At 67.5% G+C, this 18,075-nt stretch carries 19 protein-coding genes; 13 read left to right on the top strand and 6 right to left on the bottom strand.

Annotated features, from left to right (window positions below; all coding sequences use genetic code 11):
• Window position 1: 1 nt before the first annotated feature.
• The 8 genes from G6N24_RS19100 to eccE all read left to right on the top strand — a co-directional run bounded on the left by G6N24_RS19100 (window position 2) and on the right by eccE (window position 7,272).
• Window positions 2-310, top strand: a complete 309-nt coding sequence (locus G6N24_RS19100; protein ID WP_085159090.1) for a PE family protein — start codon at window positions 2-4, stop codon at window positions 308-310.
• A gap of 2 nt (window positions 311-312) precedes the next feature.
• On the top strand, window positions 313-1,857 hold the full coding sequence (locus G6N24_RS19095; protein WP_139822310.1) for a PPE family protein: 1,545 nt from the start codon (window positions 313-315) through the stop codon (window positions 1,855-1,857).
• A gap of 57 nt (window positions 1,858-1,914) precedes the next feature.
• Window positions 1,915-2,208 (top strand): type VII secretion system protein EsxG, encoded by a 294-nt coding sequence (gene esxG / locus G6N24_RS19090; RefSeq protein ID WP_163745520.1) that lies wholly within the window; start codon window positions 1,915-1,917, stop codon window positions 2,206-2,208.
• Window positions 2,209-2,242: 34 nt separating this feature from the next.
• Window positions 2,243-2,530 carry a WXG100 family type VII secretion target gene (locus G6N24_RS19085; protein WP_163745563.1) on the top strand — a complete coding sequence of 96 codons (288 nt, stop codon included), beginning with the start codon at window positions 2,243-2,245 and terminating at the stop codon, window positions 2,528-2,530.
• Window positions 2,531-2,550: 20 nt separating this feature from the next.
• Window positions 2,551-3,438 (top strand): ESX secretion-associated protein EspG, encoded by an 888-nt coding sequence (locus G6N24_RS19080; protein ID WP_085159613.1) that lies wholly within the window; start codon window positions 2,551-2,553, stop codon window positions 3,436-3,438.
• A gap of 65 nt (window positions 3,439-3,503) precedes the next feature.
• On the top strand, window positions 3,504-4,928 hold the full coding sequence (gene eccD / locus G6N24_RS19075; RefSeq protein WP_139822348.1) for a type VII secretion integral membrane protein EccD: 1,425 nt from the start codon (window positions 3,504-3,506) through the stop codon (window positions 4,926-4,928).
• On the top strand, window positions 4,928-6,322 hold the full coding sequence (mycP, locus tag G6N24_RS19070; protein WP_085159609.1) for a type VII secretion-associated serine protease mycosin: 1,395 nt from the start codon (window positions 4,928-4,930) through the stop codon (window positions 6,320-6,322). Before eccD ends, mycP begins: the two co-directional genes overlap by 1 nt.
• Window positions 6,323-6,327: 5 nt before the next feature.
• Window positions 6,328-7,272 (top strand): type VII secretion protein EccE, encoded by a 945-nt coding sequence (gene eccE / locus G6N24_RS19065; protein ID WP_085159607.1) that lies wholly within the window; start codon window positions 6,328-6,330, stop codon window positions 7,270-7,272.
• Here the strand turns inward: eccE and G6N24_RS19060 are convergent.
• The gene (locus tag G6N24_RS19060; protein ID WP_085159605.1) at window positions 7,259-8,467 is read right to left on the bottom strand and encodes an alpha/beta hydrolase family protein; all 1,209 of its coding nucleotides are present in this window, start codon (window positions 8,465-8,467) and stop codon (window positions 7,259-7,261) included. The genes eccE and G6N24_RS19060 overlap by 14 nt on opposite strands.
• 130 nt (window positions 8,468-8,597) lie before the next feature.
• Between G6N24_RS19060 and G6N24_RS19055 the strand changes: the two genes are divergently transcribed.
• Window positions 8,598-9,383, top strand: coding sequence for a trans-aconitate 2-methyltransferase (locus G6N24_RS19055; RefSeq protein WP_085159603.1), 786 nt, complete (start codon window positions 8,598-8,600; stop codon window positions 9,381-9,383).
• Window positions 9,384-9,393: 10 nt separating this feature from the next.
• Here G6N24_RS19055 and G6N24_RS19050 read toward each other — a convergent pair whose 3' ends face one another.
• The 3 genes from G6N24_RS19050 to G6N24_RS19040 all read right to left on the bottom strand — a co-directional run bounded on the left by G6N24_RS19050 (window position 9,394) and on the right by G6N24_RS19040 (window position 12,051).
• On the bottom strand, window positions 9,394-10,776 hold the full coding sequence (locus G6N24_RS19050) for a sulfatase family protein (protein WP_085159601.1): 1,383 nt from the start codon (window positions 10,774-10,776) through the stop codon (window positions 9,394-9,396).
• A 112-nt stretch (window positions 10,777-10,888) separates the two neighbouring features.
• Window positions 10,889-11,497, bottom strand: a complete 609-nt coding sequence (gene bluB / locus G6N24_RS19045) for a 5,6-dimethylbenzimidazole synthase (RefSeq protein WP_232070825.1) — start codon at window positions 11,495-11,497, stop codon at window positions 10,889-10,891.
• A gap of 71 nt (window positions 11,498-11,568) precedes the next feature.
• Window positions 11,569-12,051 carry a hypothetical protein gene (locus tag G6N24_RS19040; RefSeq protein WP_085159597.1) on the bottom strand — a complete coding sequence of 161 codons (483 nt, stop codon included), beginning with the start codon at window positions 12,049-12,051 and terminating at the stop codon, window positions 11,569-11,571.
• Window positions 12,052-12,108: 57 nt separating this feature from the next.
• Between G6N24_RS19040 and G6N24_RS19035 the strand changes: the two genes are divergently transcribed.
• Window positions 12,109-12,816 carry a phosphatase PAP2 family protein gene (locus G6N24_RS19035; RefSeq protein ID WP_085159595.1) on the top strand — a complete coding sequence of 236 codons (708 nt, stop codon included), beginning with the start codon at window positions 12,109-12,111 and terminating at the stop codon, window positions 12,814-12,816.
• Between the two features lie 10 nt (window positions 12,817-12,826).
• Entirely contained in the window at window positions 12,827-13,483 is a 657-nt protein-coding gene (locus tag G6N24_RS19030; RefSeq protein ID WP_085159593.1) for a L,D-transpeptidase family protein, read from the top strand.
• A 69-nt stretch (window positions 13,484-13,552) separates the two neighbouring features.
• On the opposite strand, the gene G6N24_RS19025 is transcribed toward G6N24_RS19030, so the two are convergent.
• Window positions 13,553-14,047, bottom strand: coding sequence for a nuclear transport factor 2 family protein (locus tag G6N24_RS19025; protein WP_085159591.1), 495 nt, complete (start codon window positions 14,045-14,047; stop codon window positions 13,553-13,555).
• A gap of 14 nt (window positions 14,048-14,061) precedes the next feature.
• Window positions 14,062-14,655 carry a TetR/AcrR family transcriptional regulator gene (locus G6N24_RS19020; protein ID WP_085159589.1) on the bottom strand — a complete coding sequence of 198 codons (594 nt, stop codon included), beginning with the start codon at window positions 14,653-14,655 and terminating at the stop codon, window positions 14,062-14,064.
• 38 nt (window positions 14,656-14,693) lie between these two features.
• Here G6N24_RS19020 and G6N24_RS19015 point away from each other — a divergent pair, with 38 nt between their 5' ends.
• Together G6N24_RS19015 and G6N24_RS19010 are read left to right on the top strand one after the other, a co-directional pair.
• Window positions 14,694-15,917 carry a hypothetical protein gene (locus G6N24_RS19015; RefSeq protein ID WP_085159587.1) on the top strand — a complete coding sequence of 408 codons (1,224 nt, stop codon included), beginning with the start codon at window positions 14,694-14,696 and terminating at the stop codon, window positions 15,915-15,917.
• Window positions 15,918-16,070: 153 nt separating this feature from the next.
• Window positions 16,071-17,927: an Hsp70 family protein gene (locus G6N24_RS19010; protein WP_085159585.1), complete on the top strand. Its 1,857-nt coding sequence runs from the start codon at window positions 16,071-16,073 to the stop codon at window positions 17,925-17,927.
• The last annotated feature ends 148 nt before the right edge of the window (window positions 17,928-18,075 follow it).

Raw genomic sequence — 18,075 nt, 5'->3', positions numbered from 1 at the left:
GATGACGTTGCGAGTGGTTCCCGAGGGGCTGGCGGCGACCAGCGCGGCGGTGGAAGCGCTGACGGCGCGGCTGGCGGCCGCGCATGCCGGCGCCGCGCCCTTGATCACCGCGGTCGTGCCGCCGGCGGCGGATCCGGTGTCGCTGCAGACCGCGGCCGGGTTCAGCGCTCAGGGCTTTCAGCACGCCGCCGTCGCCGCCCAGGGGGTTGAAGAGCTGGGACGCGCCGGTGTCGGTGTCGGCGAATCCGGCGCCAGTTATCTCGCGGGTGATGCCGCGGCCGCCGCTACGTACGGCATCGCGGGCGCCTGACGGTGACTGGGCCCATCTGGATCGCTTCGCCGCCGGAGGTGCATTCGGCGTTGCTGAGTAGTGGTCCGGGTCCGGGGCCGCTCTTGGCGGCCGCCGCGGCCTGGAACTCGCTCAGCGCCGAATATGCTTCGGCGGCAGCGGAACTCAGCGGGCTGCTGGACGCGGTTCAAGCGGGGGCGTGGCAAGGGCCGAGCGCCGAGCGGTACGTGGCCGCACATGCGCCGTATCTCGCGTGGTTGATGCAGGCCAGCGCCGACAGCGCCGGGGTGGCGGCCCAACACGAGGCGGCCGCGACCGCCTACAGCACCGCCCTGGCGACCATGCCCACCCTGATGGAGCTGACCGCCAACCACGTCATTCACGGGGTGTTGGTAGCGACGAATTTCTTTGGGCTCAACACGATTCCGATCGCGCTCAACGAGGCCGACTACGTGCGGATGTGGATCCAGGCCGCCACCACCATGAGCCTTTACCAGGCCGCCTCCGGCGCGGCCCTGGCCTCCGCGCCGCGCACCGGCCCGGCACCGACCATCGTGAATCCCGGTGCGGGGGAGGCCGGTAACGTCGCGGCCAGCGCCGCCCAGGCGGAGGCCGGCCAGGCGGCCGCGACGTTCGACCCATGGCAGTTCCTCTGGCAGCTGCTGCAAGATGTGTGGCACGCGTACCTGAACTCCTTCCTGTGGATGTACGAAGAAATCTGGAAGTTCCTGCAGGATCCCATCGGGAACACGATCAAGATCATCGTGGCGTTCCTGACGAATCCGATTCAGGCCTTGATCACCTACGGCCCGCTGTTGTTCGCGATCGGCTACCAGATTTTCTTCAACGTGTTCGGCAACGCCTTTTGGGCCACGGTGCTGAGTTCGCCGCTGTGGTTGCCGCTCGGGCTCAGCCTGGGCCTGAGCACGATCGCGTTGCTGCCTGTACAGATTGCGCCGCTTGCCGTGCCGGCGGCTGGGGCGCCGTTGCTCGCCGCCACCGCGGGAAAGGTATGGCCGGTGGCCGGCATGGCTCCCACGGCGGCGAGCGCCGCTGGAGCCCCGGCGTCGGTGGCGACGGCGGGTGCGGGTGCGGCTGCCGCGCCGGCACCGGCGCCGGCGACCGTGAGCCTCGCCTATGCGGTTGGCGCCGCCGGTGATTGGGGACCGGGCTTCGGGCCGACGCTGGGTCCGCGCAGTGGCGTCAAGGCGCCGGCGGCAACCATCCCGGCGGCCGGTGCGGCGGCCGTGAGCCGGGCGCCATCACGCGCGCGGCGGCGCAGGCGGACAGAAATGCGCGACTATGGCGACGAATTTCTGGATATGGACTCCGATATCGGTGTCACTCCCGATTACGGCGCACAGGCTTCCGACCGAGGAGCGGGTCCGCTGGGGTTCGCCGGAACCGCGGCCAAAGACGTCGCAACGCAGGCGGCGGGTTTGACGATGCTGGCCGGCGACGAGTTTGGTGGTGGCCCGCGGATGCCGATGGTGCCGGGAACCTGGGAGCCGGGCGACGCGGGTCGTCGCCCATGCCCCGGGCCGGGGAGAGGGGGTCCAGAAAGCTAGCGAAACAATTCACGGCGTAACAGTCCGTAGTCGCAATCCGAATCGAAAGGGAATGCCATGAGTCTCTTGGATGCCCATATTCCGCAGTTGGTGGCCTCGCAGTCGGCGTTTGCCGCCAAGGCGGGGTTGATGCGCCACACGATCGGTCAGGCCGAGCAGTCGGCGATGTCGGCGCAGGCGTTTCACCAGGGGGAGTCCGCGGCGGCGTTTCAGGCCGCCCATGCCCGGTTTGTCGCCGCGGCCGCCAAGGTCAACGCCTTGCTGGATCTCGCGCAGGCCAACCTGGGGGATGCCGCGGGCACCTATGTGGCCGCCGATGCCGCCGCCGCGTCCAGCTACACCGGGTTCTAAAGCCGCCCGTTACTGATTATCGAAAGGGTTTGTGATGTCGCAGATTATGTACAACTACCCGGCGATGATGGCCCATGCCGGGGACATGTCGGGGTATGCGGGCACGCTGCAGAGCCTGGGCGCCGATATCGCCAGCGAGCAGGCCGCGCTGTCGAATGCCTGGCAGGGTGATACCGGGATCACCTATCAGGGTTGGCAGGCGCAGTGGAACCAGGCCCTAGAGGACCTGGTGCGGGCCTATCAGTCGATGGCTAGCACGCATGAGGCCAACACCATGGCCATGATGGCCCGCGACGGCGCCGAAGCCGCCAAATGGGGCTAGCCCGTTCGTCGGTTAGCTAGATGCAAACAGCACCCAACGCCGTCGAGCTGACGGTCGATCACGCCTGGTTCATCGCCGAAACCATTGAAGCGGGCAGCTTTCCGTGGGTGCTGGCAATCACCATGCCGTATTCCGATGCCGCGCAACGGGAAGCGTTCTTCGATCGGCAGAAAGCGGAACTGACCCAGATCGGTCTGTTGTCGGACGATGGGTCAATCAATCCGGCCGTCGCCGACTGGATCCGTGTGGTGTGCTTTCCCGATCGGTGGCTCGACCTGCGCTACGTGGGGCCCGCCTCGGCCGACGGTTCAGGCGAGCTGCTGCGCGGCCTGGTCGCGCAGCGTGCCGCCGAAAACGGCGGGACTTCCAAGCCCTCGAAGACGATCGTCGCGCTGCGTAACGCCCAGTTGATCACGTTTACCGCAATGGATATCGATGATCCCTGGGCGTTGGTTCCGGTCCTCGGTGTCGGCCTGGCGCAGCGGCCGCCCGCGCAGTTCGACGTGTTCAGCATGCCGACGCGGGTCGGAGCCCGGGCCGACGAGCGGCTCCGGTCGGGAACGCCGCTCACCGAAGTCCTGGATTACCTGGGTATTCCGGATTCGGCGCGACCCGTGGTGGACTCGGTGTTCGAAGGTCCGCGTCATTACGTCGAGATCGTCGCCGGCTGCCAGCGTGACGGTCGGCGCACGACCACCGAGGTCGGGGTGAGCATTGTGGACACCACCGCGGGCCGGGTGCTGGTCAGCCCGTCCCGCGCATTCGACGGCGAGTGGGTCTCCACGTTCAGCCCCGGGACGCCTTTTGCCATCGCCGTCGCGATCGAACAGCTGACCGCCCTATTGCCGGACGGCCAATGGTTTCCCGACCACCGGCTGTCCCGAGATTTTTCTGTCCAACCCTCATAGAAACCAGATAGAGGAGAGAGCACGATGCCACGGCAAAGATCCCAGCGTCATTCGAGGGCGCGGTGATGTCCGGCGCTGTCATGCCGATCGTCCGCGTTGCCATCCTCGCGGACAGCAGATTGACCGAGATGGCCCTGCCCGCGGATTTGCCGCTGCGTGAGATCCTGCCTGCGGTACAGCGTTTGGTGATTCCCGCGGCCCAAAACGATGACGGCGTCGACGGAACCACCGACGTCGGCACGCCTGAATACTTGAGCCTGGCGCCCATCGGTGGGGCACCGTTCAGCCTGGACGCCAGCCTGGACACCGTCGGCGTCGTCGACGGTGATCTGCTTGCGTTGCAGCCGGTGCCCGTCGGGCCGGCCGCGCCGGGGATCGTCGAAGACATCGCCGACGCCGCGATGATCTTCTCGACCTCCCGGCTCAAGCCATGGGGCACAGCGCATATCCGGCGTGGGGCGCTGGCCGCGGTGATCGGTGTGACGTTGGTGGCAACCGGCCTGGCGGTCACCTACCGGGTGGCCACCGGTGCGGTGGTCGGCCTGCTGGCCGTCGGTGCGATCGCGGTCCTGGTTGCGTTGACCGGCCTGCTGATCGGGATCCGTTCGGCAAGGACGGGAACGGCGCTGTCGATCGCCGCCCTGGCCCCCATCGCCGCCGCATTGGTGTTGGCGGTACCCGGACGATTCGGGCCGGCGCAGCTGCTGCTGGCCGCCGCCGGCGTCACCACGTGGTCGCTGATCGTCCTGCTGATCCCGCGCGCCGAACGCGAGCGGATCGTCGGATTCTTCACCGCGGCAGCGGTGGTCGGGGCCGGGGTGCTGCTGGCGGCCGGTGCGGAATTGCTCTGGCAGCTACCCATATCGAGCGTCGGCTGCGGGCTGATCGTGGCCGCGTTGTTGGTCACGATTCAGGCGCCCCAGCTGTCCGCGCTCTGCGCGCGGTTCCCGTTGCCCGTGATCCCGGCACCCGGCGACCCAACCCCGTCGGCTCCACCGTTACGGGTGCTCGAGGATTTGCCGAGGCGGGTGCGCGTCAGTGACGCCCATCAGGGCGGGATCATCGCGGCCGCGGTGCTGCTGAGCGTCCTGGGATCGGTGGCGATCGCGTTGCGCCCTGAGACGTTGAGTCCTCTCGGCTGGTACCTGGTGGCGGCGACCTCCGCCGCGGCCACGCTGCGTGCCCGGGTGTGGGATTCGGCCATCTGCAAGGCCTGGCTGCTCGCCCAGCCCTACCTGGTGGCCGGTGTGCTGTTGGTGCTCTACACCGCCACGGGACGCTACGCCGTCGCCTTCGGCGCGGCGCTGGTCCTCACCGCGCTCATGGTGGGCTGGGTCGTCGTCGCCCTGAACCCGCGCATCGCCTCGCCGGACAGCTACTCCCTGCCCCTGCGCCGGCTGCTGGGTTTTGTCGCCGCCGGCTTGGATGCTTCGCTGATTCCCGTCATGGCTTATCTGGTCGGTCTGTTTAGCTGGGTGCTCAATCGATGATGCTGAGGGCCGGACTGGCCTGCGTCACAGCGGGTTTGCTTGCCGTGATGTGGGCCTGCCCACCTGCGCTGGCGATCAGCCCGCCGGTGGTCGACTCCGCCGCGCAGCCGCCGAGCGGAACCCCGGGACCCGTGCAGCCGATGGAGCAACGTGGCCAGTGCAGCGTCTCCGGAGTCATTCCGGGCAGCGATCCCGGCGTGCCGACGCCGAGTCAGGCGATGCTGAATCTTGCGGCGGCATGGCAGTTTTCCCGCGGCGAAGGCCAGCTGGTCGCGGTCATCGACACCGGGGTTCGGCCGGGCCCGCGACTGCCGAACGTCGACGCCGGTGGCGACTTCGTGGAGTCGACCGACGGCCTGGCCGACTGCGACGGGCATGGAACCCTGGTTGCGGGGATCATCGCCGGCCAGCCCGGTGAGGACGGCTTCTCCGGGGTCGCACCCGCCGCTCGTGTGCTGTCCATCAGGGTGACGTCCGCGAAGTTCTCGCCGCGAACGCAGGGCGGGGATCCGCTGCTGGCACGAGCGGCCCTCGACGTCGCCGCGCTGGGCCGGGCGATCGTGCATGCCGCCGACCTCGGCGCCCGGGTGATCAACATCTCCGCGATCACTTGCCTGCCCGCTGATCGCACGATCGACCAGGAGGCGCTGGGGGCCGCGATCCGCTATGCGGCGGTGGACAAGGACGCCGTCATCGTCGCCGCCGCGGGCAACGTCGGGGCCACCGGACCGGTCGCCGGCGGGACGTCTTGTGAGTCCAACCCGCTCACCGACCTGAGCCGTCCGGACGACCCACGGAACTGGGCCGGGGTCACGTCGGTCTCCATCCCGTCATGGTGGCAGCCGTACGTGCTGTCGGCGGGTTCGCTGACACCCGACGGGCAGCCGTCGAAATTCACCATGGCCGGCCCATGGGTGGGCATCGCGGCACCCGGCGAAAACATCGCGTCGGTGAGCAATCGGGACGACGGCGGCCTGGCCAACGGTCTGCCCGACGACCACCAGCGAATGATCGCCCTCAGCGGCACCAGCTACGCCGCCGGCTACGTGTCCGGTGTCGCGGCGCTGGTCCGCAGCAAGTATCCGCGACTCACCGCCACGCAGGTGGTGCATCGCATCACCGCAACCGCGCACAACGGCGCCCGGGCGCCTTCCAACGTCGTCGGCGCCGGCAGCCTGGACCCGGTGGCGGCGCTGACCTGGGAACTGGCCGTCGACAACGAACCCGCCCGGGCGGCGGTCAAGCCGGTCGCCGTCCCGCCGGCGCCGGCGCGCAGGGACACCACACCGCGCAACGTCGCGTTCGCCGGGGCCGCCGCGCTGGCTTTGCTTGTCGCGGCCACGGCGGTGACGGTGGCCGCGACGGCGCGCCGACGAAAGGAGCCAACCCCGTGAGCCCGATGCCGTCCCCCGTCTGGCCGACGAGCGGGAGGATCACGCTGGCGTTGCTGGCCGTCGTGCCCGCGGCGATGGCGTACCCCTGGAGCTCGACACGCGACTACTGCCTGCTCGGCATCGCCGCGGTCGTGGTGATCCTGTTGTTCGGCTGGTGGCGCGGGCTGCGGTTAACCACGATCCTGCGCCGCCGGCTGGCGATGATGCGCCGCGGCCACCGGTCCGTCCCCGACTCCGGCACGCGGACAACCGCGCTGCTGCGGGTCGGGCCTCCGGCCGCCGGCGCGGACGTGCTCGCGTTGCCGCTGCTCACCCGGTACCTGAACTGTTACGGCATCCGCGCCGACAAGATCCGAATTAGCCACCGCCGCAACACCTCCGGTGCTGACCAGACCTGGATCGGCCTGACGGTGTCGGCCGACGACAACCTGGCCGCGCTGCAGGCCCGCTCACCGCGAATCCCGTTGCACGAGACCGCCCAGGTCGCGGCGCGCCGGCTCGCCGACCACCTGCGCGAGATGGGATGGGAGGCGAGCGCGGCCGGGCCCGACGACATCCCGGGATTGCTCGCGGCGGACGGGGCGGCCACCCGCGAGAGGTGGTCGGGCATGGCCGAGGACGGCTCGAATTACGTTGCGGCATACCGGGTCAGTGTCGATGACGCATTGCCCGACACCCTGGAAGCGATCCGGTCGCATCCGGCGCGCGAGACCTGGACGGCCTTGGAGATCGCCGGGGAGCCGACGAGCTACACGGTTGCGGCGGCATGCGCGTTCCGGTCCGACGCGCGGCCATCGGGCATCGCACCGCTACCGGGCCTGACGCCGCAGCGCGGAAACCACCGGCGTGCCCTGATGGCATTGGATCCGTTGTCCGTTCAGCGACTCGACGGGCACACGGCTGCGCCCGTCGACCTGCGGGAGCGCTCGTTGGCCTTCAGTCGAACATGAAATCGCGCAGGAACGGGGTCATCCGCCGTAGATAATCCAACTGGCTCACGTGCAGTACGTGGTTGCCGGGGAACCAGTGCATCGCGCAGTGATCCCAATGTTCCCAAAGCATTACGGCGTGTTCCGGTGGGGCCATCCGATCGCCGAGGCCGGTGATGATCATCCGGCGGTCCTTGGGAACTTTCGGCGAATAGTTTAGTGGGCTGTGGTAAGACAGCCCGGCGACCAACTCTTCGCGACTGATGTGGCTGAGCCGGAGGCCCAGCCTGATGAGCTTGTTGGCCGGGAACCATTCGTCGAACAGCTTGATGGGCGCGACGACAGGGCAATTGGGAATGACGGCCTCCAGCCGGTCGTCGACCGACGCGATCAGAGCGGAGGTGTAACCGCCCAGTGATATGCCGGTCAGTGCGACGCGTTCGACACCGGTATGCCGCAGATAGTCCACGATGGAACGGAAATCATGCACGGCCTGGGCCATCGCCTCGGCGAAGCCGCTCAGCCCGCCGGCGAAGTAGCCAAAACCGCTTAACGGCGAAAACTTTTCGGCTCTTCGGCCGTGAAACGGCAACGTGTACAGCAACACATCGTAGCCGGACCGGTAATACCACGGCAGCGAGAAGAACAGCCCGTTGAGCAAGTACGACGATCCCATGAAGCCGTGAATGACGCACAGCGTGGGGCGAGGTCCGTCGTGATGACGCCAGTGTTGCGCGCGCACGATGTTGTTGGCGCTCAACGTGCTCCAGTGCTTGCGCATCGTGGGGTTGATCGCGGTGAAGCTGCTGTCGAACGCGATGTTGTCGACCGTGCCGCGTGCGATGCGCTCCGCGAGCGGGCTGGCCCGTCGCGACGATACCCGAGGCAATGCGGGGGGCGGCGGAAACGACTTGGTCGAATCCTGCTCGGCGGCCAGCTCGGCGTAGAACCCCAGGTTGCTGCGCTCACTGCCGGATTTGACGTGTCGCAGAGCGGTCACGGCAACGGCCGGCGCCACCGTGGCGGAAAGCACCGACGCGACCGCGGTGCGCAGCGTGAGATCGGCGATCGCGGATGCGTCGACGACGATGCGTTGACGTGGCGACAGCGCGGAGCGCGGGGGTAACCCTTTGGCGCCGGACGGCACGTCGGCACCAGGCACGTCAGGGATCCGAACGGGCGGCCCGATCCCGGCGATCCCAGGAATCTCTTGCATTAACGCCGATGCTATCCCGCGGGTCCGGGCCCCGTCCGGGCGTTTGGCCATCCGGGCGCATGCTGGAGCATTCGGTAATACGGTTTAACTATCGCCGTGGACGCGACGGTGTCGATCGGGAGGACGATACATGTGGGATCCGGACGTCTACCTGGCCTTTGCGGATCATCGCAGCCGTGCCTTCTACGACTTGCTGTCGCGGGTGGGTGCCGAGCGGCCGCGGCGGGTGGTCGACCTCGGTTGTGGCCCGGGTCACCTAACGAAGTACCTGGCGCGGAGGTGGCCCGACGCGGTGATCGAGGCGCTGGACAGCTCACCGGAGATGGTCGCCGCGGCCCGCGAACGCGGGATCGACGCCACGACCGCAGACCTGCGGTCCTGGAAGCCCCGGCCGGACACGGACGTGGTGGTCAGCAACGCGGCCTTACACTGGGTGCCCGAGCACTCCGACTTGCTGGCCCGGTGGGTCGGCGAGCTCGCACCCGGTTCGTGGATCGCCGTTCAGATCCCCGGCAATTTCGACACGCCGTCGCATTCCGCGGTACGGGCATTGGCCCGTCGCGAACCCTATGCAAAGATCATGCGCGACATACCATTTCGCGTCGGAGCGGCGGTCCATACGCCGGCGCATTACGCCGACCTGCTGATGGACGCCGGATGCAAGGCGGACGTGTGGGAGACCACCTACCTGCACCAGCTGACCGGCGAGCACCCGGTGCTGGACTGGATCACCGGCACGGCGCTGGTCCCGGTCCGCGAGCGGCTCGACGACGAGGGCTGGGAGCAGTTTCGCCAGGAGCTCATCCCGCTGCTGGACGACGCCTACCCCCGCCGGCCCGACGGGACGACCATCTTCCCGTTCCGGCGGGTGTTCATGGTCGCCGAGGTTGGTGGCGCGCGCCGCTCGGGTGGGTAGCTGAGCACAACTATTGATCGGCCTGCGTGACGTCCTCGACGCCGCGGTCGACGGCGATCGCCGACCTGCTCGTCGGCGTCGTGTGGTGGATCCGCAGATAGGTTTCGGTGTAGCGGATCGCGATGCGCGAACCGGCGAAATCCGAAGGTATGACGTCGCCGGTCCGCTGGCGCCAATCATGCAGCCGGACAGCCAGATCGGCGGCGAGGGCATCCAGCTCCGGACGGGGGTCGCCGGCCAGCAGGTTGGTGGTCTCCGTGGGATCGGTGCGCAGATCGTAGAGTTCGCGCTGCGGGCGCGGCGCTTTGACGAACGGCGCGACCGCATGCCCGGAGGGGCTTTCCTCGATGTCCCACGGCAGGTCCAGCAGTGGCCGGGGCACGTAGTTTTCGATGTAGCTGTATTCCTTTGTGCGGATTGCGCGAATGGGATCGAACGAGTCGTGATAGGTCTTCATGGTGTACACGTGGTCGCGCACCGGCTCGGTGGGCGTGCCAGCTGCGAGCACCATGCCCGCATGCGACACCCCCTCGACGTCCTCGGGTATGTCGAGTCCGAGCAGGCCCAGTAGCGTCGGGAGCAGGTCGACGCCGCTGAACAGTTCGTCGTAGACGCGCGGCGCGACCGGCCGGCCGGTGGGTGGGCGGATGATCGTCGCAATGCCGGTTCCGGCGTCGTAGAGGGTGGATTTCGCGCGGGGGAAGGCCGGGCCGTGATCGGTGACGAACACCACCCAGGTGCTGGCGTCTAGCCCGGTATCGGTCAGTGTGTCCAGCAGCCGGCCGACGGCCGCGTCGGCGGTGGCGATGGCCCCATAGAAATCAGCGAGATCCTGGCGCACCTCGGGAGTATCGGGGAGGTAGTCGGGCACGTCGACGGCATCGCCGTCGGCCGGTTGGTAGCGGTCCCGCGGGTAGGGCCGGTGGGTTTCGAAGAACCCGGCGATCAGCAGGAACGGTTGTCCGGACAGGGCGGGGGCGCTCTCGCGCAGCCATTCCTGCGCCCTTTCGACCACGTACTCGCAGTAGGAATTCGACACGTCGAATTCGTCGAAGCCCAGCCGTTTCGGATAGGAGGTCTCGTGCTGCATACCGAAAAGGGCAGAGTACCAGCCAGATTCGGATAATATCTGCGCCACGGTGCGCACCCCGGTGCGGTATTCCCAGCCATGGTGGGCCAGCCCGATGAGGCCGTTGCTCTGCGGGTAGCGGCCGGTGAACAGCGATCCCCGCGACGGCGAGCACAGCGGCGCGGTCGCATGGGATCTGGTGAACAGAATGCCCTCGGCGGCAAGCCGATCCAGCCGTGGGCTGGAAACGTCGGGGTGGCCGTAGACGCCTAGGTAGCGGCCCAGGTCGTGCCAGTGCACCAGCAGCACGTTGTCACCCGTCATTTGTCACCTTTCCGCCTTGCGACAGGCGACGATACCCGACAAACCCAAGCGACTCTGCGGTGACGGTGCCGAGCCTGCGACCAGGGTGACGAACTGGCCGAAAGCCACACCCTCAGCGCAGTTTCGGCGCCTTGCCGGAGAATGGATCGGCCCACCGGTTCTCGGAAACGAACTCAGCCAGCGGTCGCGCAAAAGCCCAGCCGTCCAGTTCCAGCGCCGGGCGATCCGGAAAGTCGGGCACCGGGCCCAGACACAGGATGGCCACTGGCTCGGCGCCGGCGGGCATTGCCAGCAGCGTCGCCAACCGTTGCGGATCGAACAGGGACACCCAGCCCATGCCGAGCCCTTCGGACCGCGCCGCCAGCCACAGGTTTTGGATCGCGCACGACACCGAGGCGAGGTCCATCCGCGGTAGCGTGCGACGGCCGAAAATGTGCGCGTCGCGGTCGTCGCACAACGCCACCACCATCAGCTCGGCGCACTCAAGGATGCCCTCCACCTTCAGGGCCAGGAATTCCTCCGCACGCCGCCCCAGGGCCTGGGCGGTCAGCAGACGCTCTTCGTCGACGAGTGCGTGGATGCGTTTGCGCAGCGTTTCATCGGTGATGCGAATGAACCGCCACGGTTGCATCAGACCGACGCTGGGCGCGGCGTGCGCGGCCGCCAACATGCGCGCCAGCACGTCCTCGGGCACCGCGCCGCCGGGCACGAATCGGCGCATGTCTCGCCGCTCGGAAATGACGCGATACACCGCCCGCCGCTCTTGCGCAGTGAACGCGTGATCGGGCACAGTCACGGAGAATAGGTGACGCCGACGGCGCGGAAGACGTATTCAGCCGGCACGTCGAAGGCCAACGATCGCCGTGGCAGGCGGGCGAGCACGTCTTCGGCGATGGCCGCCTTGTAATGCAGCGAGAGGTGCCCGCTGAACTTCGGGTCGACCTTGGCGACGTCGAGTTCGAGCTGCAGGCCCGTCGGCGAGATCTCGGCCGTCGCGGCGCCGGCCTGCGGCGCATCCCAGCGCACGTCGACGACGCGGCCCGCTAGCTTGGGCACCATCGACAGTGTCCCCAGCACCCGCTGTGCGGTGAAGGCCAGCGATCCCGCATAGCTGGCCACGCTGTGCGATGCCCGCAGACCCGGGATAGCGCCGGTGAACCGCCTGGTGACCGCCACGTATTCGGCAAGGTGGATGAGCCCCTCGGCCTCGACCTCGGCGCGCAGGTCGGCAGGCAGCCTTCCCAGGCCGAAGAACTTGCGCACAATCACCGCCATGAGGCCAGTATGGGGCCGATTCGCAGGCGCGGCACCGATGCTGGTAGTGGTTGGGTCATGAACCGCCCCCGCACGACCCTGGCGCTGTCGCTTGCCCTGGCAGCCACCGTGGTCTACGCCGTCATGTGGGTGGGGCACACCCAGCACTGGTGGTGGCTGCATGGCCTCGACTGGTCGGTGTTGGACGCGGCGCACGACATTGGGATCAAGAGCCCCGCATGGGTGCAACTCTGGGATGGCGTGTCCTTTGCCCTGGGCCCGGTACCGTTGCGGCTGTTGGGTTTACTGGTCGTCGTGGTTTCACTGGTGCGGCGCGAGGTGCGCCTGGCGCTCTTGTTGTTGTTTTGCGCACCGCTCAACGGATTGATGACGTGGGCGGCCAAGAGCCTGGCCGGGCGTCCGCGGCCGGTGACCGCATTGGTCGCCGCACATTCCACGTCGTTTCCCTCGGGGCACGCGCTCGAGGCGATGGCCAGTGTGCTCGCGCTGCTGGTATTCCTGCTGCCGATCATAGGAAGCCCGTTGACACGAGCCGCAGCGATTGCGCTGGGTGCGCTGAGCGTGCTGATGGTCGGCATCGCCAGGGTCGCGTTGAACGTGCACCACCCGTCCGATGTGATCGCCGGCTGGGCGCTGGGATACCTCTATTTCCTCGTATGTCTGTGGGTATTCCGGCCGCCCCTGAAACTGGGTGATCCGCTGTCACAACGCGGTGACCCAACCGGGTCTAAACATTTACTTGACCCTGAGGTTGGAACCATCTGACGATGAAACGGTGCGCCGAGTCGTAGCTGTGCTGTGTGCGGCGGTGTGCGCCGCTGGCGCGGCTGTGCTGCTCGCGCCGGCGAGCGGCGCCGCCGGCAACCCGTGGTTCGCGAACTCGGTCGGCAATGCTACGCAGGTGGTTTCGGTCGTGAGCACCGGCGGCTCGAACGCCAAGATGGATATCTACCAGCGGACCGCCGCCGGTTGGCAGCCGCTGAAGACCGGCATCCCCACCCACGTGGGCTCGGCCGGCATGGCACCGCAGGCCAAGAGTGGCTACCCGGCAACGCCGATGGGCGTCTACAGCCTCGACGCCGCCTTTGGCACGGCGCCGAATCCGGGCGGCGGGCTGCCGTACACCCAAGTCGGACCCAATCACTGGTGGAGCGGCGACGACCGCAGCCCCACCTTCAACAGCATGCAGGTGTGCCAGAAATCCCAGTGCCCGTTCAATACGGCCGACAGCGAGAACCTGCAGATCCCCCAGTACAGGCATGCGGTGGTGATGGGAGTCAACAAGAACAAGGTCCCGGGCGGCGGCTCCGCGTTCTTCTTTCACACCACCGACGGCGGCCCCACCGAAGGCTGCGTGGCGATCGATGACGCCACGCTGGTGCAGGTCATCCGTTGGCTGCGGCCCGGTGGCGTCATCGCGATCACCAAGTAGGCTTCGCGAGCAGCCGCAAAAGCCCCATTTCGGCACGAAATGGGGCGCTTTTGCGACTGCTCGCGAGTCTCAATCAGCCAGCGCGCGGCCGGGTTTCACCTTGAAGTTCAGGCCCGCCAACGACATCGTCGCGTCGTAGGTTCTGTCGTAGCCGGTGGCGCTGATCTTCCAGCCGTGCTCGGTGCGCCGGTATTGGTCGCGGTAGAAGGCCGCGCCGATCAGCATGAAGTCGAGCTCCGCCACGATGACCCGGTCCTGCAGGTACCAACTGCCCGACGCGGTATCGCCGGTCACGGTGATGTCCGGATGGGTCACCCGGTGTTCGGTGATCACCGTCGGACCGAGCGCGGAGCGCAGGTAGTCCACCAGATCGGCGCGGTTAGTGAAGTGCAGCTCCGCACCGATCGACGGCCCGTAGTCGGCCGTGATGTCCTCGGTCAGCGTTTCGGCGAAGTCGTCCCAGTGCTTGGTGTCCAGCGCGCGCAGGTAGCGGTACTTGACCTGCTTGATCGCTTCGACGTCGGCGGCGCAATCGGTGGAGCCCATCACGTCATTGCAGCACATTATGCTTCCGGGGTTCAGCGCTGCAGGTAACCCGTGACCATGTCGATCAACGCGCGCCGTTCCCGGCGCCAGTCGATCGGGGTGCCCACGATCATCTGCGCCAGCACCGTGCCCCGCAGCGCGGCCCAGATGACTTCGGCCACACCGTCATTGGCTGGGTCCTCGGTTATCAGCCGACCGAGCTGGCTGATCGCCGAGTTCATCTCGAGCAGGTGGCGCCGCGCGGATTCGCCCGGGCCGCCGCGGGTGGCCCGGAGGATTTCGAAGGCGGCCATCGAAGTGGGGCTACTGTAGCAGCTCCAGGCGGTGTCGATGACGACCTCGATACGTTCTCGCGGCGGTAGCTCGCTGACATCGGCCGACGACAGGCTGTCGACGAGCCTGGCCACGCCGTCGTCGACGACGGCCATCAGCAGGCCGTTGCGGTCGCCGAAGTGATATTGGATGACGCCCCAGGTCACGCCCGCCCGTTCGGCCACGTGCTTGGCGGTCGCGGCGGCGAATCCCTCCTCCACGATGCAGCGGACCGTCTCGTCGATGATTTTCGCCCGGGTGTCATCGCCGCGTTTGCGTGGCGCACTGGTTCGCCGGGTGGGTGCGATTGACATTGTTGACTTTATAACATAGTCATATCTATTTTTGAAGGGTGGGTCGATCCCGATATGCCCGGTTGTCTCGTGGCGAGCTGGCCGTCCTGGTACCCGAGCTGCTGTTGATCGGGCACATGATCGACCGCTCCGGCATGGCCTGGTGCATCAAGGAATTCGGCCACCAAGAGATGCTGCGGATCGCGATCGAGGAGTGGGCGGGCGCCAGCCCGGTCTACACCAAGCGCATGCAGCGGGCGCTGAACTTCGAGGGCGACGACGTGCCCACCATCTTCAAGGGCCTGCAGCTCGACATCGGGGCCCCGCCGCAGTTCATGGATTTCCGCTACACCGTGCACGACCGCTGGCACGGCGAATTCCGCCTTGACCACTGTGGCGCGCTGCTCGACGTGGAGCCGATGGGCGACGACTACGTCTTCGGGATGTGTCACACCATCGAGGATCCGACGTTCGACGCCACCGCGGTGGCCACCAATTCCCGCGCGCAGATGCGGCCCATTCACCGCCCGCCGCGAGTCCCGTCGGATCGGCACCCGCACTGCGCATGGACGGTCGTCATCGACGAGTCCTACCCGGCGGCTGAAGCCATCCCCGCAGTGCACATACTTCATGAAACCAACGCTGCCACATGGAAACTCGGGGCAATCGATCGAAACGAGGAAGGGCAGGCGGACTACTCGGGTCCGTTGCTGTCCGACTTCGACTTCGGCGCCTACTCGCACTCGGCGCTGGTGCGGATGGCCGACGAGGTGTGCCTGCAGATGCACCTACTGAACCTGTCGTTCGCTATCGCCGTGCGGAAACGGGCCGGCACCGACCTGGCCACCTCGATAAACACCCGCCAGCTGATCGGTCTGGCCGGGCTCGGCGCGGAACGCATTCACCGCGCATTGGAGATGCCCGGCGGGATCGAAGGCGCGTTGCGGGTGTTCGAGTTGCACCCGCTGCTCAACCCCGCAGGATATGTCGTGGCCGAAATCGCGGCGGGCCGACTGGTGGTGCGCCGGTCGCCCGCCCACGACGACGGCGCGTGGATTTCGCTGTGCTCGCCCGAATCCGTGCAGCCGTTGCAGGCGATCGCCACCGCGGTCGACCCGCATGTCGAGGTTCGCGTCAGCGGCACGTACACCGACTGGACCGCTGAGCTGGTGGATAGTGGCGCTGCCACCGCCGAACTACCCGAGGTGATGGTGGCCAAGGTCAGTCGTGGGTCGACATTCCAGTTCGAGCCCCGGCGTTCGCTGCCGTTGACCGTGGTGTGATTCGACGCGTCCTGTCAAGATGTTGGCGGTACCACTTCGGTGACACGGCTGCATCGACCGCATACCAATGAGGTTGTGACCCATCGGAATAGAGCCGGCCCACGGCTATGGTTGACGCTGGCCACCGACCCCTATCGCCGAAAGTCCGCGTATATGTACGACCCGCTGGGGTTGTCGATCGGGTCCACGAACCTGGTTGCGGCGGGTAACGGAAGTCCACCGGTTACCCGTCGTGCCGTGCTGACCCTTTATCCGCACTGCGCGCCGAAAATCGGTGTGCCCGGCCAGGATCCGGGCCTGACCGAGCCCGGCACGGTGATGAGCGGCTTCGTGGAGCGCATCGGAGACTCGGTGGCCCTGGTGTCCGCGGACGGGTCCGCGCACGATCCGGACCTGTTGATGGTCGAGGCCCTGGACGCGATGGTGGTTGCCGCCGGCGCGGATGCGAGTTCGTCGGAAATCTCGATTGCCGTTCCCTCGTACTGGAAACCGGGGAAGGTACAGGCGCTGCGCAACGGGCTGCGGACGCATGTTGGGTTCGTCCGCAGTGGCATGGCACCGCGGCTGGTGCCGGACTCGATCGCGGCGTTGACAGCGGTGAATTCCGAGCTGGGCATCCCGGCCGGCGGCGTGGTGGGGCTGCTTGATTTCGGTGGCTCCGGCACGTACGTCACGTTGCTGCAGACCCATTCGGATTTCGAGCCCGTCAGCCTGACAATGCGTTATCAGGATTTCTCCGGAGGAGAGATCGACCAGGCGTTGCTCCTGCATGTGTTCGAGCAAGTCGGCCACCGCAGCCACGTCGACCCGGACAGCACTACCGCCGTCGGGCAACTCGGTCAACTCGCAGAGCAGTGCCGCGCGGCCAAGGAGCGGTTGTCCGTCGACACGGTCACGGAATTCGGCGTCGAGCTGCCGGGGTGCGACACCGGCATTCAGGTAACTCGTGCACAGCTCGACGACCTGATACAGGACCGGCTGACCGGTTTCATCTACGCGTTCGACGACATGCTGGCGCGCAACAAGGCCAGCTGGGCGGACCTTGCGGCGGTGGTGACGGTCGGCGGCGGTGCCAGTATTCCGCTTGTCACGCAACGGCTTTCGTTCCACACCCGGCTGCCGATCCTGACGCCGGCGCAGCCGGCTTGCGCGGCGGCGCGGGGCGCGTTGCTGTTGGCAACACGCGGGGAGGAGCTGGATTTCCGGACCAAGACGTCGATGGGGCTGCTGGTGGCGGCGGCCGGCGGCGGCACCGGCATCATCGAGTTGCCGGCCGGCGACGTCATGGTGATCGATGAGGATGCGTTGACGGATCGCGAGTTGGCCTGGTCGCAAACCGAATTCCCCGGCGAGGTGCCGGTGCGGTTCGACGGCGACTCCTACAACGAAGACGGTCCCTGCTGGTCGATGCGGCTGAACGTCATCGAGCCCCCCAAGGAATCGCCCTGGCGGCGCTTCCGGGTGTCGCAGCTGCTCATCGGGCTGTGCGCGGTGGTGGCCATGACCGCGATCGGCGGCGTGGCATTCACGCTGACGGCCATCGAGCGCCACCCCGCCCCCCAGATCCCGGTCGTGCCGCTGCCGGCGCCCCCGTCCAGAGGGCCCGGTTCCCTGGCGCCGAGTCCCGTACCCTCGCCCCCCACGGTCGCGCCGCCGCCCAGTGCAGAGCCGGCGCCCACCAGCGTCGCGCCGCCCCCACCCCCGCCGCCATCGCCGTCGGCGGTGACGACCACGAAGGCACCGCCGACGACGGCTTCGATGACCCGGGCGCCGACCACGACAACCACCACGGCGCCGACGACGACTTCGACGACTCCGCCGACCACCACGACGACGACGGAGCCGACGACCACCACCACGACGGTGCTGATGACCACCGAGTGGATACACGTCCCGCTGCTACCGGTCCCCATACCGGTTCCGGTTCCGGCGAACCAGGCCCCGCAGAATCAGGTTCCGCAGACTCAGGGCCCCCAGAACCCGTTCCGCACGCCTGACCCACGCTCCTAGCCGCGTGGCCGTCTGATTTGAGCTTGAACAGAATCTGATCCGCGCCGGCGGCCCCGCGCGTAGGGTGGAAACCCCCAGCTAAAAAGGATCTACCGACCGCATCGGGAATGCGGAAAAATGTGTGTCGACGGCGGCCCGCGCGGTGCGC

The organism is Mycobacterium lacus (assembly GCF_010731535.1).
GTDB classification, from domain to species: domain Bacteria; phylum Actinomycetota; class Actinomycetes; order Mycobacteriales; family Mycobacteriaceae; genus Mycobacterium; species Mycobacterium lacus.
Note: the sequence above shows the minus strand (reverse complement) of the source record. Positions and strands in the feature narration are given on the sequence as shown.

Bases quoted from the DNA above. Each gene is read 5' to 3' on its own strand.
- G6N24_RS19100 (WP_085159090.1), top strand. From the start codon at position 2: ATGACGTTGCGAGTGGTTCCCGAGGGGCTGGCGGCGACCAGCGCGGCG.
- esxG (WP_163745520.1), top strand. From the start codon at position 1,915: ATGAGTCTCTTGGATGCCCATATTCCGCAGTTGGTGGCCTCGCAGTCG.
- G6N24_RS19085 (WP_163745563.1), top strand. From the start codon at position 2,243: ATGTCGCAGATTATGTACAACTACCCGGCGATGATGGCCCATGCCGGG.
- G6N24_RS19080 (WP_085159613.1), top strand. From the start codon at position 2,551: ATGCAAACAGCACCCAACGCCGTCGAGCTGACGGTCGATCACGCCTGG.
- eccD (WP_139822348.1), top strand. From the start codon at position 3,504: ATGTCCGGCGCTGTCATGCCGATCGTCCGCGTTGCCATCCTCGCGGAC.
- mycP (WP_085159609.1), top strand. From the start codon at position 4,928: ATGCTGAGGGCCGGACTGGCCTGCGTCACAGCGGGTTTGCTTGCCGTG.
- eccE (WP_085159607.1), top strand. From the start codon at position 6,328: ATGCCGTCCCCCGTCTGGCCGACGAGCGGGAGGATCACGCTGGCGTTG.
- G6N24_RS19060 (WP_085159605.1), bottom strand. From the start codon at position 8,467: ATGCAAGAGATTCCTGGGATCGCCGGGATCGGGCCGCCCGTTCGGATC.
- G6N24_RS19055 (WP_085159603.1), top strand. From the start codon at position 8,598: ATGTGGGATCCGGACGTCTACCTGGCCTTTGCGGATCATCGCAGCCGT.
- G6N24_RS19050 (WP_085159601.1), bottom strand. From the start codon at position 10,776: ATGACGGGTGACAACGTGCTGCTGGTGCACTGGCACGACCTGGGCCGC.
- bluB (WP_232070825.1), bottom strand. From the start codon at position 11,497: ATGCGCCGATTCGTGCCCGGCGGCGCGGTGCCCGAGGACGTGCTGGCG.
- G6N24_RS19040 (WP_085159597.1), bottom strand. From the start codon at position 12,051: ATGGCGGTGATTGTGCGCAAGTTCTTCGGCCTGGGAAGGCTGCCTGCC.
- G6N24_RS19035 (WP_085159595.1), top strand. From the start codon at position 12,109: ATGAACCGCCCCCGCACGACCCTGGCGCTGTCGCTTGCCCTGGCAGCC.
- G6N24_RS19025 (WP_085159591.1), bottom strand. From the start codon at position 14,047: ATGTGCTGCAATGACGTGATGGGCTCCACCGATTGCGCCGCCGACGTC.
- G6N24_RS19020 (WP_085159589.1), bottom strand. From the start codon at position 14,655: ATGTCAATCGCACCCACCCGGCGAACCAGTGCGCCACGCAAACGCGGC.
- G6N24_RS19010 (WP_085159585.1), top strand. From the start codon at position 16,071: ATGTACGACCCGCTGGGGTTGTCGATCGGGTCCACGAACCTGGTTGCG.